Origin of the sequence: Flagellimonas sp. S3867 (genome assembly GCF_014698935.1) — a bacterium.
In the GTDB taxonomy this organism is placed as follows: Bacteria; Bacteroidota; Bacteroidia; order Flavobacteriales; family Flavobacteriaceae; genus Flagellimonas.
In genome coordinates, this window is the sequence record NZ_JACVMN010000001.1 from 1425124 (window position 1) to 1440787 (window position 15664).

Sequence of the window (15664 nt, forward strand, 5' to 3'; positions counted from 1 at the left end):
TCCAAAGGAAATCTTAATTAACATGTATTTGTTGTTGCCTTATCATACATTTGGCCAAACAACCAAAACGCTTATGTATCCAAGAACTATAAAGTTATTTCTTAGACTAGCCATTTCTACCGCATTTCTTTCCGCCGTTGCAGATAGACTGGGAATGTGGGGCAAAGACGTCTCTTTTTGGGGAAATTGGGGCAGTTTTCTGCAACATACACAATTGATAAATCCATGGTTTCCCAACGCAATGATTCCGGCAATCGCCAATTTAGTTACCGTAGCTGAAGTTATTTTTGGTATTTGCTTGATAATCGGATTGAAAACGGAATTGTTTGCAAAATTAAGCGGCTTGTTATTGCTCTTATTCGCACTTTCAATGACTTTTTCAACCGGAATTAAGGGAGCTTTGGACTTTTCCGTTTTTACAGCTTCTGCAGGAGCTTTTGCGCTAAGTTTAATGAAAGAGAAATACTGTGAATTGGATTTGCTGATTTTTAAATCACAAGATTAGCCTACATCAAAATGTTAATGTAAAATGAAACACTCTGTAACCTTGCTTGCTTGTCCATTACTATTAATGGTATTTAGTGTGAACGCACAAACCAAAAAGGACTCCATTGAGATCAAACAAGTCGCTTTGGACTATATAGAGTCTCAACACAATGTGCAGCCAAAACAATTTGAACGTGCGGCCCATCCAAGAATGGTGAAAAGAACTTTCTGGACCGACAAGAATACCCAAAAGGAATATTTAAGGGAAACCTTTACCGATGCCATGATCTTGTTGGCAGAAACTTATAATAAAGGTGGTGACAAATTTCCGCAGAATCCTAAAAAGGAAGTGGTAATACTTGATGTTTACGATAAGTCAGCCTCCGTAAAATTAATTGCCGATGAATGGATAGATTATATGCACATCATTAAACTAAATGGGAAATGGCAAATTGTAAATGTACTTTGGCAGTTTAATGATTCGAGCAACCAATGACTCAACTTAGAGAAAATTTACGCTACTTCCTCAGCTAAAAACTGGGCTTCGTAAAGATCATTATAATATCCGCCTTTTTTAAGCAATTCTTTGTGGGTGCCCATTTCAACAATCTGACCAGCATCCATCACAATTATCTTATCTGCCTTTTTAATGGTAGCCAGTCGGTGAGCTATTATGATAGAAGTTCTTCCCTCGGTAATCTTATCCGTAGCCCGCTGAATGAGTTGTTCGGAATAAGTATCTACAGAAGAAGTGGCCTCATCCAAAATCAATATACTTGGATTGCTCACATAGGCCCGTAAAAAAGCTATCAATTGGCGTTGACCGCTGGAAAGCATACTTCCTCGTTCTTTCACATTATATTGGTAACCTCCGGGCAAACTCGATATAAATTCATGCACTCCAATCTGTTTGGCAGCAGCCTCAATTTCAGACAAGGTAACGTTGTCATCACGAAGTGATATATTATTGGCAATAGAGTCAGCAAACAAAAACACATCCTGTAATACAATCGCAATATGGGAACGCAATGACCGCAACGAGTAATCTTGAATGTTGTGTGAATCTATCAGAATATCCCCGGATTTAATCTCATAAAAACGGTTCAACAAGTTTATGATCGTAGATTTTCCTGCTCCGGTAGCACCAACAATGGCAACAGTTTCTCCAGCTTTTACATGGAACGAGATACCATGAAGCACCTCTTCATTCTCCACATACGCAAACCTAACGTCTGTAAATCGAATATTTCCTTTTACATCATCCTTTTCTAAAGTTCCGTTATCTGCTATTTGACTATCTGTATCCAAAATTTTGAACACTCGGTTTGCCGCAACCATTCCCATTTGAAGGGTGTTGAACTTATCAGCAATCTGGCGAAGTGGACGGAACAATAGATCCATTAAAAAGAAAAAGGCAAAAATAGAACCTGTATCATTCAGGCCTACGTTTTCAATATTTTGGATAACTCCAAAGTATACAACCAGACCTATCCCAATGGAATATGAGATTTCGGCTATCGGGAAAAAGATGGAGTTGTACCAAACCGTTTTTAACCAGGCATTTTGATGCTTTTCATTGATCTTTCGGAATTTTTCTTTTTCAATTTCCTCTCGATTGAAGAGTTGAACGATTTTCATTCCCGCGATACGTTCCTGTACAAATGAATTTAAATTTGATACCTGGGCACGAACCTCAATAAAAGCAACTTTCATCGCTTGCTGGAACACTCTTGTGGCAACAAGAATAACAGGTAAAATAGCAAATACGATCAAGGCCAGTTTCCAATTAATGTAGAGCATTACCGCTGCTCCTGAAAGCATTTTTAACATGTCGGCTACAATCACAAAAAATCCCTGGCTGAATATTTCACCGATACGTTGCATATCGGCGACTGCCCTTGTGACCAAAACACCAATGGATGAGTTATCAAAATAGGTCATTTTAAAACCCATCATTTTTTGAAAAAGTCGCACCCGGATATCTTTAATCACAGATTCCCCTAACAGGTTCGCATAATAATTAAATGAAAGCTGACAAATTACCTGTCCAAAAAGAACACCTAACATGGCCAATACCGTAATCACCAATAATTCGATGTCTTTATTGGCAAGTGCATCATTTATGATATTCCTTACAAGAACAGGAGTCAAAACAGCGAAGCCGGCAGATAAAATCGCAACTACCGCTACCACCCAAAAAGTAACCCGATAGGGTTTGGTATGCGCGAATATGCGTTTGAACAACCCAAAGTCAAACGCTTTTCCTATTTCGTCATTATTGCTCATTAAATATCTTTTTTGGGTAAGTGACCTTTGTCAAATATAATCCTTTTGCAGGGACAGAAACACCTGCTTTTCCCCTATCCTTACTTTGTAAAATGAGGTTGATTTCTTCGGGTTTCATTTTACCAAGTCCAACATCCAACAAAGTTCCTACAATGGCCCGCACCATATTGCGCAAGAAGCGATCTGCGGAGATGGTGAACACCAATTTATCTCCTTTTATCTCCCAGAAAGCCTTTCTAACATCACACAGGAATGTTTTTACATCCGTATTTGATTTGGAAAAGCACTCAAAATCGTCATATTCCAACAGATATTGGGCAGATTCGTTCATTGCATCAACATTCAAAGGGAGTTTTACCAAATGGGCAAAATCTGCATAAAACGGATTCTTTTCCTGAACAACCCAATACTCATAGGTTCGCTCTATAGCGTCGAACCGAGCATGTGCCTCTAAAACAACAGTGCTGATTTTTTTCACTGCAATATCCTCTGGCAAAAATGCATTTAGTCTATAGGTGAGTTCTTCGGAGTCTTCAATACCATCAACATCGAAATGTGCAAACATTTCCCTGGCATGCACTCCAGAATCCGTCCTGCCAGCACCAACAAGCTCCATCTTTTTCCTTAAAAGGGTGGATAATGCTTTCTCCAAAACCTCTTGGACAGTTATTGCATTGGGTTGGTTTTGCCAGCCATGATAGGCCTTTCCGAAATAAGAAAATTGGATAAAATATCTCAATTGGATCCCTTACTTTTAAGTTGTTAAAGATACTTTAATCCCATCCAATAGAAATTTTACTATAATTTTTTAGCATATTTTTAGCGTTATGACCAAAATCTTGTTGCTTTCGGACACCCATGGACATATGGACGAAGCCATTTTAAAGTATGCAGCGCAGGCTGATGAAATATGGCATGCCGGGGATATTGGAAATATCGGGGTGACCGATAAATTGAAAGCACTGAAGCCACTTCGCGGGGTTTTCGGCAATATTGATGATCATGTAATTCAAATGGAGTTTCCGGAGCATAACCGTTTTTTTTGCGAAGGGGTCGATGTTTGGATCACCCATATTGGAGGATATCCCACTAAATATAATGTCAAGGTTCGGGATGCCATCAAAAAAAATCCGCCTAAATTGTTTGTTTGTGGACACTCCCACATATTGAAGGTTATGAATGACCAAAAACTGAAGTTGTTACATATGAATCCCGGTGCCTGCGGTAAACATGGATTTCATCATGTACGGACAATGCTCCGTTTTGTCATTGATGGAGAAAAAATTTCAGATTTGGAAATAGTTGAATTAGGAAAAAATTAAATGAGATATTCTTTTTTAGCCATCACTTTGCTATTGATCGCATGCAATAACCAGCAGAAGCAGAAAAAAGCATATGTAACATCCGAAAAGGTCCAAAACCAAGTAACACTATATGTTTTAGGTACGGTTCAGGATGCTGGAAGTCCCCATGTAGATTGTCACAAAGAATGTTGTTCAGCCTTATTTAATAATCCAGACCCAAGTCGTAAGGTAGTTGCTTTAGGAATGGTCGATCATGAAAATGAGAAATCTTATCTTTTCGAAGCTACACCAGATATGCCTTCGCAATTGCGGTTGTTAAAAGATTTTTCTGGCAGAAATAATGACATTCCTGATGGTATTTTTTTAACCCATGCCCATATAGGACATTATACTGGGCTCATGTATTTGGGGCGCGAAGCCAAGGGTGCAAACCAGGTTCCCGTGTACGCAATGCCCAAAATGAAATCTTTTTTGGAAACTAATGGCCCTTGGGACCAATTGGTGAAATTAAATAACATTGCCATTACAGAGATACAGTATGAAACATCCATAGAGCTGACTTCTAATATCTCGGTTGTTCCCGTTATAGTTCCTCATAGAGATGAATATTCGGAAACCGTTGGATACAAAATCATAGGTCCAACCAAATCCGTACTCTTTATTCCGGATATTGATAAATGGCATAAATGGGAAAAGAATATTGTGGAAGAAATCAAGAAAGTGGATTTTGCATTTTTGGATGCTTCCTTTTTTGATGAAAAAGAAATCAACAATAGGGATATTTCGGAAATACCCCACCCTTTTGTGATTGAAAGCATGAAACTTTTTGATGAACTTTCCAATGAGGAGAAAGCGAAGGTGCATTTCATTCATTTTAATCATACCAACCCACTTTTAAATCCAAAAAGTACCGAATCCCGATTGGTTCAAATACAGGGTTTCAACGTTTCGAAATTTCTACAAATGTTTGAACTATAGGATATAGACCCATTCGTAAGAATTACCTTAGACAATCGTCTAAGCAATCAAACAATCCAAAAACAAATGAAAACACCACATTTTAAACTACTCGCAATTACAAGTATCTTATTGTTGACATCGTGCGGACAAAAAGATAAGAAAGTGGAAAAAGTTAGTAATACTGTTATCGAAACAGTAGTCGAAGAGCCCATTTACGATACTAATCACCCTGAAACAATCTTAGCCGCCGTAGAGCATGCCCATGGAGGCTGGAATGGTCTTTGGAAAAAGGGCGATGTTGAATATACGTATGATTACCGATCACCATCTACGGGAAAAGCTGATGTTTCATTGGAACGGTACATCTTTGGCTCTGAAGTTTCGTACGGTAATTACAGTCAACATCAGATCAATTTCATGCAGGACAATGATGATAAGGTCATTCAATATTTTAATGGCGACGAAATCGCAGTTTTGGTCAATGGAGAAGAAAGCCAAAATCCAGCATTGTCTGCGGTAAGTGATTTCCTTAGAAGAACCAATTATTATTGGTTCACCATGCATTATAAGTTGAACGACAAGGGCACAAAAGTCAAATATTTAGGGCAAGAAGAGTACAATGGAAAAACCTATGACAAAATTGATGTAAGCTACGATGCTGAAGTTACCGGCAAGGAACAAAACGATAGTTATATTGTATTGGTAAATCCGGAAACCAAATTGATCGATAGATTCTTCTTCTCAATACCATTTTTGGGCGTTAATGAACCTGTTATCGCCGCCAACTATGAATATGAAAATATTGACGGGCAGTTGATATCGACCAAACGATTCTATTTTATGCCCAGCGAACAAGGGTACCCAGAGGAACCCAATCTTGTTCAAACATTGACCGATATAAAGTTTGGAAACGGTTTCACCGTCGAAAACATTCAGCAATAAATTAGGTGCACATAAAATTAAAAACCCCGGCATTGCCGGGGTTTTTCGCACTAATACTACTAAGATGTTAGGTTTATCGTAAGCGATCAACAGATTTTACAAGATCCTCATCCTTTTTGATGGCTCTGTTGGCCAGAACCAGAAAAACGATAGAAAATACAGGAATCAGCATCCCAATACCCTTCTCAGAAATGGTGTTTTCTCCGGATAAGTTTAGCGATCGGTAAACGAAAAATCCTAGTAAAAAAAGATTTAATATCATATTCAATCTGTTTATAACAAATTGATTTTGTCTGTTTTTGAACATAAAAATCGAAATGAGTGCCAATGCCGCAGATGCATAAAAAACAATGCTTATCCATAGCGAGCTTTCTGCGAAAACGGCTGCTCCTTCTCCATCGATCCACAAATTCAAAACAAATGGCAATATCCCAGAGGCAAGAGCCACAATCACTAAAAATAATGTCTGAATTCGTTGAATCATTGTTTAAATCGACTTCGGAAGGCAAAAATAGGTGTCTTTTTGATAATTGCCCCTATTTGTTGAAAAATAATTCGTATAATTGTGTCGTTATTAACGAAGCACTCGCCCAAGGAAATCTTTCCTACCGTAGTACCCCAAATAACTTTTTACTTCAAATTACATTCGATAAGTTTAATTTATTCATCATTTAATGTTTGAGATTTCAGATCTAAAAGCTAAAAAGCTACCTGAATTGCAGGAAATTGCAAAGAACCTAAATGTTCCCAAATTTAAGACCTTAAAAAAGCTTGATTTGGTCTATCAAATCCTGGATGTACAGGCATCCAACCCAAAGGTTGTTCAAGAGAGTTCAGCCCTACCAAAAGAAAACGGAGAGCCAAAGCCCAAGCGAGCAAGAACTCCACGCCCCAAGAAGGAACAAAAAGATAGTACTTCTGCCCCAAAAGAAAATGCACCCGAAAAAGTTTCCGAAGAAAAGAAGGAAACTACTAAGGAGATGCCTCCAAGAAAAGAGCCCCACAAGCAAAATGGCCATCAAAAAACCCAACATAGCAAGAAGGGCGGCCAGCACCATAGCCGTGGACATGAGAAGAAAAGCAGCAATTTTGACAAAGATTTAAAAAATAGGTATAAGGAACCTGAGTTTGAATTCGATAGTATAATCGAAAGTGAAGGGGTTCTTGATATCATGCAGGACGGATATGGATTCCTGCGTTCTTCCGACTACAATTACCTTTCATCGCCAGACGATATTTATGTATCACAATCCCAAATTAGATTGTTTGGACTAAAGACAGGAGATACTGTACTTGGAAATGTGAGACCTCCCAAGGAAGGAGAAAAGTATTTTCCCCTTATTAAAGTTAGTAAGATAAATGGATTGGATCCGCAAGTGGTGCGCGATAGGGTTTCCTTTGAGCACTTAACGCCATTGTTTCCACAGGAGAAATTTAACCTTGCAGAAAGACAAAGTACCCTGTCAACACGTATTATGGACCTGTTCTCACCCATTGGTAAAGGGCAACGGGGCATGATCGTTTCCCAGCCAAAGACTGGTAAGACTATGTTATTGAAGGACATTGCAAATGCAATAGCCGCCAACCATCCCGAGGTATATCAAATCATTCTTTTGATTGACGAACGCCCCGAGGAGGTTACCGATATGCAACGTAATGTTCGCGGGGAAGTAGTTGCCTCTACATTTGACAAGGAAGCTACAGAACATGTTCGTGTAGCGAACATTGTACTCGAAAAAGCCAAAAGATTGGTAGAATGTGGCCATGACGTTGTTATCCTTTTGGATTCCATTACACGTTTGGCCCGTGCGTACAATACTGTACAGCCTGCATCTGGTAAAGTTTTGAGTGGTGGTGTGGATGCAAACGCTCTTCACAAGCCGAAAAGATTCTTTGGAGCTGCCAGAAATATTGAAAATGGTGGATCGCTTTCTATCATAGCGACTGCATTGACCGAAACAGGTTCCAAAATGGACGAGGTTATTTTTGAAGAATTCAAAGGAACTGGTAATATGGAACTTCAATTGGATAGAAGAATTTCTAACCGTAGAATTTTCCCTGCCATTGATTTAATCTCTTCATCTACACGAAGAGATGATCTACTTTTGGATGAAACCACGATACAGCGTATGTGGATCATGAGAAAATATTTGGCGGATATGAATCCCGTTGAAGCCATGGAGTTTATGGAACAACGTATTAAACAGACCAAAAACAACGAAGAGTTTCTGCTGACCATGAATAATTAGTCGTAACACTTCGATATTTAAAATATCACAAATTTAAAACCCTTTGAGCATGCTCAAAGGGTTTTTTTCTTAATAGGTTTTACAGAAAAAACATATCTTTAATACGGTTTCCTCAACCCATAAACTAAAACACTTTAATATGAAAAACACCAAAACCGCATTTGCTATGCTGTTCGGCTCCTTAATGCTAATCTTGGGAGCTTGCAAGCAAGTCCAAAAAACCGATGAGCCAAAAGAAGAGCCCAAGGAACGGGTAAAACCGCCTGAACAAATTATTTCATTGGAAGAATCCAAGTCCTTATATGACAATTACTCCAGAAAACGGGTCGATCTTATCCAACAGTTTGAGATGGAGCAAAATCCGGATGAAAAATTCCGTCCTGCAAGGTTTGCGTCTTACGACTATAGTACCATCAAACAATATATAGACTTTATAGAACAAGAAGCCAAAGATGCTCATGTAGATATTTCTTCACTTCGATTTTATTTTGGCAATTACCCAGATAAAGAGAAATTTCCTGATGGCAAAAAAGTGGTTCACCCTAGACAGAATTCCATTTTTATTGTTCCAACAATAGATGTTGATGGCCATAATTATGGTTTTTATATCGGAGAGGATGGAAAAGCCAAATTAATCAAGGATGCGGTCGGACAAAAAGGCTTGGGAAGTACTAAGAAAGGTGAGCAAAAAGCTTATGCGAGTTTTGTTCCAACTTTTTCATCCCCTTCGGCACCATATGCTGGCCAAAGTTTAACACTGAACCGTGGAAGTGCCGGACCTCCTCCAGATGCAGATTATTAAATAGATTATGACCCAAGAGTTCCTAAATTTCATAAAGGATAATTACTATATTCCCTTGTATCTGTTTACATGGATCGTTGCCGTGGCCGGATATAAGAGGTATTATGATACGGTGTTGAAATACTTCCCCGTGTTTATCATCTATACGTTTTTAACGGAGCTCTTGGGTTATTTTATTAAACATACGGACGAATTCCAATTCTTTTCAGATTACAGATACGCTTGGCATAACGTAATTATATACAACCTGTATTCCGTTGTAACTTTTTGTTTTTTCTATTACATCTACTTTAATGTCTTAAAAAACAAAAAACACAAAGTTCGGATAAAGTATGCCGCCATAATTGCACTTGCTGGCTACTTGGTAAGCCTACTTTTTCAAAACCCATTTCATAAAGGTCTCTATTATGCGGATCTAGTGGCTTCAATTGTGTTATTGTATGCCATTGGTTTGTATTTTATTGAAAAAAGAAAAGAGAGCAGTTATTATTTATTAAAACATAATCTGTTGTTTTGGGTAAGTATCGGACTTTTTATTTTCCATATATTTTTCCCATTTATTTTCATCGCGGCTTATGACCTACCCATTTTCTATTATGAGTACCGTTTGCATGATTTATTGAAAATACTTATTGTAATCATGTATCTATGCTTTATATCAGGTTTCTTGTTGGGCAAAAGAAGGGCCTTTAGATAATTAAACGGTCTTCACCACACTTTTCCTTTCTTTTACAACTTCATAGGTCCATTCATCGATTAAACATATAATTTTGTAGGTTTTTTCGTTCATTTATTGCGTAAAAAGGCTATAAATTATTTCATCGATGAATAATTACCATTCACCGACGTTTAATAGAAATCCATCTAAATTGAAATAACAAGCTATTCAATTACGCATAATTTTAACCCAAAATTGGATGTAAGTCCAATAAATTTTTAAGCGATGAAAAAGTCCCAAATCCTTTTATCTATCATTTGTATTCTTATGCTTTTATTACACACTGCGTGTGTTAAAGACAGTCTTGATGGCCCAATTCCCGACCCAGATACTGATGGTGGAACACCAGACCCAGAAGTTCCCATTGATGAATTGGAAATCACAGAATTGAAAATTCCATCTGGATTTGAATTCAAAACCGAAAAAGAGGTGCAACTTATCATTAATGATAATACCTCGGGCGTTAAGTACGATGTCTATGCATACAATGACCAAGTGCTTACTGGCGAGCAAATATCCTATTTAAATGAAGAGAATGAAGAAGAAACCGGAGTTGAAATTTCGGTAGACAATTTGAACCACTTAATTCTTAGCGGGATGCCCTCCGGTGGTAAGATTGAGCATACGTTCGTGGTTCCGGAATATTTTGAAAAGCTCTATATAAGACGAAAAGAAGGTTTTACGTATACATCCGCTGTGGTAAACATTACTGGTACGGTTGTAACCTATAATCATTCCTCCCAAAGTGGAAAAGGAGCCTCATCGGCCAAACCGATGGTAGAAGATTATTTGTATTGCGTTAACGGATCTGGTGAAATGTTCCAAATTGACCCACTTACAGGTGGCTATACATTTATAAGTGATATGCCCATGGGTAGTTGGACTGCTGCAATAGATCAAGAAAACAAAGTTTTATATTCCATTGGAAGGTCTAAACCCAATCCCTTGATGAAATATGATATGGTAAATGACAGCTGGACAACAGTTGGGAACTTGAATATTGGAGGTCCGCGATTGGATTACAATGCAAATGATGGCCTATTATACTTTTCAACAGGCTCAAGACTCTATACAATTGACCCTCAAAATGCAAATATTCTATCCAATTGGGACATTATCGGGCTACATAAAAAGAATGGCGGTGATTTGGCCTTTGCTGAGGACGGCACTATTTTTCTATGCTCATTCTCCGGGTTATATCGTCTAGATTTAAATGCTAACGGGGATTACGATGCCACACGAATAAGTGGAGAAGATCTACCTTTTGAGCCCACTTCCATGACTTTTGATTCCAACCAAGAATTATGGTTGGCCAACAATGGAGGAAGTAGCAACCTAATTGTTATGGATACCCAAACAGGAGGATGGGAATATCGTTATGGTCCCAACTCCACCTCTGGGGTTTCGTTTAACAGAACAATAAATGACCTTACTACTTTCAGGGTTTTTGACGAAGTTACCGTTGACCCAGATACCGATGGGGACGGAATCACCGACAGCAATGATGCTTTCCCTGAAGAAGCGGATAAGGCTTTTGAACAATTTACGCCAAGTAAATATGGATGGGGTACAGTAGCGTTTGAAGACCTTTGGCCTTTTTTAGGAGACTATGATTTTAACGACACTACGGTGAACTACAGATTTGTGGCCATTTTAAATGCAGATAATATGGCCGTACAATTGGATATCCATTTTGAAGTAACCTCGGACGGAGCTGCATTGATCAATGCTTTTGGCATCGAGCTTGAAAGTATATCGCCTAGTTTGGTCGAGTCTGTAACCGGTACGGTTTTGACCGAAGGCTACATAAACGTCGCGGCTAATGGATTGGAACAGGGACAAAATAGAGCTGTGGTCATATTGTTCGATAATAATGAAACCATGCTTAACGTACCAACAACTGTCTCCATTAAATTTACAACACCGATTACAACTGCACAGCTAGGAATTGCACCATTTAATCCATTTTTGATTGTTGCCAAAGACAGAACTAGGGAAATTCACTTGCCCAACAGGTTTAGAACAACCTTAGGAGTGAACGATACATCAGTGGAAGGTGTGAACCAAGATATAGATGGAAATTATCAAACAGATTCCGGCTTACCGTGGGCCATTAATATTGTCCATAATTTTAAGCCTCCTAAAGAAAGCACACCCATTAATCAAGCATACAATTTTTTCAATCAGTGGGCCACTTCCGGTGGAAACTCATATCAGGATTGGTACAAAGATTCTACAGGTTATAGAAACGAATCTGAACTTAAGGACTAGAACTTAGCCCTATACGAAAACAAAAAACGCCCCAAATTGGGGCGTTTTTAATTTTATTAAAGGTAGGTGCTTACATTCCAGCAACTCCGCTCATCAACTTGCTTTTTAAGTTGGCGGCTTTATTGTTATGGATAATATTTCGCTTGGCAAGCTTATCGATCATTCCAACAACGGTTGGCAACAATGCTTCTGCAGCTTTCTTATCCTCTTCGTTACGCAATTTTTTGATTGCATTACGAACGGTTTTGTGCTGGTATCTGTTACGTAGACGTACCGCTTCGTTTCTTCTGATTCTCTTTAATGCTGACTTATGGTTTGCCATTATATTTATTTAAAATGGATAATGAAAACGGAAAACTGGAACTCCCATTTTTCACTTTTCAATTATAATTTACAATTCTTCTTTTGTAGCCCGTAGGGGAATCGAACCCCTGTTACCAGGATGAAAACCTGGCGTCCTAACCCCTAGACGAACGGGCCATTTCAAGCTTAAAGTTAAACGTACAAAGTAAAATCCATTTTTAACTTTGTACCTCTAACCTGGTACTTTGTAGCCCGTAGGGGAATCGAACCCCTGTTACCAGGATGAAAACCTGGCGTCCTAACCCCTAGACGAACGGGCCATAAGGTTGCATAATTGCGGATGCAAAAATACAACTATTTTTAAGTCTTGCAACAGTTAGTAAAAATTTTTAACCGCTTAATATGCCTTTGCAAACAGTACCCTTTGAACGGAAGGGTTGCCCGTGACCATGCAGCTCCCATCTTCTTTCTCACCATAAAAAGGAATGCATCTAATGGTCGCCTTGGTCTCTGTTTTGATCTTATCCTCAGTTTCAGAAGTTCCGTCCCAATGGGCAGAAACAAATCCACCTTTTTCTTCAATTACTTTTTTAAATTCATCATATGAATCTACTTCGGTAATATGAGCTTCACGATAATCCAGGGCCTTCTTATAGATATTCTTCTGAATCTCTTCTAGCAAAGAGGTGATCTTAGCCACAATATCATCCGCTTTCACCGATTCTTTTTGCAAGGTATCTCTTCGGGCAACTTCAAACGTCTCATTTTCCAAGTCACGTTGACCTACTGCTAAACGCACTGGAACTCCTTTCAGCTCATATTCGTTGAACTTAAACCCTGGCTTGTGGGTATCTCGTTTGTCAAATTTTACCGAAATTCCTTTAGAGCGAAGTTCCTTCACCAAAGGCTCTACTTTCTCCGAAATGGCATCCAATTGGTCTATACCTTTATATATAGGAACAATCACCACTTGAATAGGCGCCAATTTAGGAGGAAGCACCAAACCATTGTCATCACTATGGGTCATGACCAATGCTCCCATTAACCTTGTCGAAACTCCCCATGAAGTTGCCCACACATGCTCTTGTTTTCCTTCCTTGGTGGCAAATTTTACATCAAACGCCTTGGCAAAGTTCTGTCCCAAAAAGTGAGAAGTCCCTGCTTGCAATGCTTTTCCATCTTGCATTAAAGCCTCTATGCAATAGGTCTCCTCGGCACCGGCAAAACGTTCGCTTTCAGTTTTGGTACCCTTAATTACGGGAACAGCCATGTGATTTTCTGCAAAATCAGCATAAACGTGCATCATTTGTTCAGCTTCTTCCAGTGCTTCTTCTTTTGTGGCATGTGCGGTATGTCCTTCTTGCCATAAAAACTCAGCTGTACGTAAAAACAAGCGTGTACGCATTTCCCAACGCACCACATTGGCCCATTGGTTGATCAATAGGGGTAGATCACGATAGGATTGTATCCATTTTCTATAGGTATCCCAAATAATGGTCTCAGAAGTTGGTCTAACAATTAGCTCCTCCTCTAATTTGGCATCCTCATCCACGATAATACCACTTCCATCCTCCGCATTTTTCAATCGATAATGGGTCACTACCGCGCATTCTTTGGCAAATCCTTCAACATGACTAGCCTCCTTGCTCAAGTAGGATTTCGGAATAAACAGCGGGAAATACGCATTTTCATGCCCAGTCTCTTTGAACATCTTATCCAACTGGGCCTGCATCTTTTCCCAAATTGCAAATCCATACGGTTTAATAACCATGCAGCCCCTGACACCAGAGTTCTCCGCTAAATCAGCCTTTACCACAAGTTCATTATACCATTTGGAATAATCCTCGCTTCGACTTGTTAATTTTTTACCCATCTACAGTAGTTTGGCACAAAACTTGTGACTTTATCATCAAAAATAGTTGGGCAAAACTAACTATTTTTAGTATGTTCAACAATAAAAATTGCATCATGACAAAGTCTTTACCCCGCCCAAAAACCCAAATCATTGCCGTGTTTGTTATGGCCACTCTCTTATTGGCCTCCTGCGGTTCTTACCAACAAGCTTCATATTATGATGACGATGGAATTTATTCCAACGGTAATCGTGTTGTTAATGTTGAAAAGAAATCAGCGGAAGGTGTTAGGATTCAACAGCAGGAAAGTGATCTATATGGAGATTATTTTGGGCAAAAAGCTGATGAGTACAACGAAATTTTGGAAGATGAAATCTTTACCGATATCGACAGTTATAATAGCGGTGTAGAAAACGACAGTATTCCATTGGGCGAACAGACCAATTATTTTGCAAACAACAATACATATAGCGGAAATCCAGGATGGGGTGATAACCCAACAAGTGTTTCCATCAATGTTTATGACAACTGGGGATGGGGCGGCTTCGGTTTGGGATGGAACGACCCATGGCTGTGGAATGGCTACGGATGGGGTGGATTTTATGGATATGGATGGAACAATCCTTGGAGATGGAACCGTTGGGGTTATGCAGGCTACGGATATGGTTGGGGTGGTTACCCTTACTGGGGTTATGCTGGAGTTGGTTTCGGATGGGGTGGATATTACGGAAATCGCTGGGGCCGTCCTTACAACAGAGGTTATTCATACAACCGTGGCAGAAGAGGATACGCAAGTTCCGTTCGGGGGACCTCATTAAGGGGAAGATCTAACCTAGCTTCAAGAACAAGAGGAAATTCCTCACGATATAGAGCTAGTGGTCGTTCCAATGCCAGTCGTACTTCATCTGCAGCCAGAAGCACAAGGTCTTACCGAAGTGGAACAACAGCAAGAAGAGCAGTTGGTGCCGATGCCATTGCAAGAAACAGAAATTACCGCTCTAGCAGAAGCACCCGTACCACACCTAATTATAGAGGTTCTAGAACTGGTCGTTCTTATGGCACTTCACCATCCACTAGAAGTAGTGGAACTTACAGAAGAGGTGCAACTTCAGGACGGAGTTCAACCATTTATCGTACGCCGGGGAGAAGCTCAAGAAATTACCAATCTTCTGGTCGAACTGCACCAAGAAGCAGCAATTACAGAAGATCTACCAGCCCAAGAAGTTCAGGCAATTATAGAAGTGGATCTAGCGGAAGAAGTTATAGAAGTTCTGGTAGTAGTTCTAGAAGTTATCGAAGCTCGGGCAGTAGCCGAAGTAGTGGCAGAAACTTCAGTAGAAGTTCCGGTGGAAGCAGAAGCTCAGGGGCAGTGCGCTCATCATCAAGAAGTAGCAGCAGCAGAAGCTCAGGAGCATCGCGTTCATCATCAAGAAGTAGCCGTAGACAATAACATTTCACACTGTTTTATTTAAAAAACTAAATCACTCAAA

15 protein-coding genes and 2 tRNA genes are annotated in these 15664 nt (G+C 39.4%); 10 read left to right on the plus strand and 7 right to left on the minus strand.

Going from position 1 to position 15664, the window contains the following annotated elements; all coding sequences use genetic code 11:
- Positions 1–73 precede the first annotated feature (73 nt).
- Both IAG46_RS06395 and IAG46_RS06400 read left to right on the plus strand, forming a co-directional pair.
- Positions 74–505 carry a DoxX family protein gene (locus IAG46_RS06395; RefSeq protein ID WP_190809470.1) on the plus strand — a complete coding sequence of 144 codons (432 nt, stop codon included), beginning with the start codon at positions 74–76 and terminating at the stop codon, positions 503–505.
- 24 nt (positions 506–529) lie between these two features.
- Positions 530–982, plus strand: a complete 453-nt coding sequence (locus IAG46_RS06400; RefSeq protein ID WP_190809471.1) for a nuclear transport factor 2 family protein — start codon at positions 530–532, stop codon at positions 980–982.
- Positions 983–999: 17 nt separating this feature from the next.
- On the opposite strand, the gene IAG46_RS06405 is transcribed toward IAG46_RS06400, so the two are convergent.
- Both IAG46_RS06405 and truA read right to left on the minus strand, forming a co-directional pair.
- Entirely contained in the window at positions 1000–2772 is a 1773-nt protein-coding gene (locus IAG46_RS06405) for an ABC transporter ATP-binding protein (protein ID WP_190809472.1), read from the minus strand.
- Positions 2762–3511: a tRNA pseudouridine(38-40) synthase TruA gene (gene truA, locus IAG46_RS06410; RefSeq protein ID WP_190809473.1), complete on the minus strand. Its 750-nt coding sequence runs from the start codon at positions 3509–3511 to the stop codon at positions 2762–2764. Before truA ends, IAG46_RS06405 begins: the two co-directional genes overlap by 11 nt.
- 88 nt (positions 3512–3599) lie before the next feature.
- Here truA and IAG46_RS06415 point away from each other — a divergent pair, with 88 nt between their 5' ends.
- From IAG46_RS06415 to IAG46_RS06425, 3 genes are all read left to right on the plus strand, one after another.
- Positions 3600–4094 (plus strand): metallophosphoesterase, encoded by a 495-nt coding sequence (locus tag IAG46_RS06415; RefSeq protein ID WP_190809474.1) that lies wholly within the window; start codon positions 3600–3602, stop codon positions 4092–4094.
- Positions 4095–5054 (plus strand): MBL fold metallo-hydrolase, encoded by a 960-nt coding sequence (locus tag IAG46_RS06420; protein ID WP_190809475.1) that lies wholly within the window; start codon positions 4095–4097, stop codon positions 5052–5054.
- Between the two features lie 144 nt (positions 5055–5198).
- Positions 5199–5978 carry a DUF6503 family protein gene (locus tag IAG46_RS06425; RefSeq protein ID WP_190809476.1) on the plus strand — a complete coding sequence of 260 codons (780 nt, stop codon included), beginning with the start codon at positions 5199–5201 and terminating at the stop codon, positions 5976–5978.
- A 73-nt stretch (positions 5979–6051) separates the two neighbouring features.
- Here the strand turns inward: IAG46_RS06425 and IAG46_RS06430 are convergent, their stop codons facing one another.
- Positions 6052–6462, minus strand: a complete 411-nt coding sequence (locus IAG46_RS06430) for a DUF4293 domain-containing protein (protein WP_190809477.1) — start codon at positions 6460–6462, stop codon at positions 6052–6054.
- Between the two features lie 190 nt (positions 6463–6652).
- On the opposite strand from IAG46_RS06430, the gene rho reads away from it, so the two are divergent.
- From rho to IAG46_RS06450, 4 genes are all read left to right on the plus strand, one after another.
- The gene (gene rho / locus IAG46_RS06435; protein ID WP_190809478.1) at positions 6653–8227 is read left to right on the plus strand and encodes a transcription termination factor Rho; all 1575 of its coding nucleotides are present in this window, start codon (positions 6653–6655) and stop codon (positions 8225–8227) included.
- 139 nt (positions 8228–8366) lie between these two features.
- Entirely contained in the window at positions 8367–9029 is a 663-nt protein-coding gene (locus tag IAG46_RS06440; protein ID WP_190809479.1) for a hypothetical protein, read from the plus strand.
- A 7-nt stretch (positions 9030–9036) separates the two neighbouring features.
- Positions 9037–9726, plus strand: coding sequence for a hypothetical protein (locus IAG46_RS06445; RefSeq protein WP_190809480.1), 690 nt, complete (start codon positions 9037–9039; stop codon positions 9724–9726).
- Positions 9727–10014: 288 nt separating this feature from the next.
- The gene (locus tag IAG46_RS06450; RefSeq protein WP_190809481.1) at positions 10015–12018 is read left to right on the plus strand and encodes an LruC domain-containing protein; all 2004 of its coding nucleotides are present in this window, start codon (positions 10015–10017) and stop codon (positions 12016–12018) included.
- Between the two features lie 70 nt (positions 12019–12088).
- On the opposite strand, the gene rpsT is transcribed toward IAG46_RS06450, so the two are convergent.
- From rpsT to proS, 4 genes are all read right to left on the minus strand, one after another.
- Positions 12089–12340: a 30S ribosomal protein S20 gene (rpsT, locus tag IAG46_RS06455; protein WP_190809482.1), complete on the minus strand. Its 252-nt coding sequence runs from the start codon at positions 12338–12340 to the stop codon at positions 12089–12091.
- An 86-nt stretch (positions 12341–12426) separates the two neighbouring features.
- A tRNA-Glu gene (locus IAG46_RS06460) sits at positions 12427–12498 on the minus strand.
- 71 nt (positions 12499–12569) lie between these two features.
- Positions 12570–12641, minus strand: a tRNA-Glu gene (locus tag IAG46_RS06465).
- 77 nt (positions 12642–12718) lie between these two features.
- Positions 12719–14194 carry a proline--tRNA ligase gene (gene proS / locus IAG46_RS06470; RefSeq protein WP_190809483.1) on the minus strand — a complete coding sequence of 492 codons (1476 nt, stop codon included), beginning with the start codon at positions 14192–14194 and terminating at the stop codon, positions 12719–12721.
- A 95-nt stretch (positions 14195–14289) separates the two neighbouring features.
- Between proS and IAG46_RS06475 the strand changes: the two genes are divergently transcribed.
- Positions 14290–15624, plus strand: coding sequence for a hypothetical protein (locus IAG46_RS06475; protein WP_190809484.1), 1335 nt, complete (start codon positions 14290–14292; stop codon positions 15622–15624).
- The last annotated feature ends 40 nt before the right edge of the window (positions 15625–15664 follow it).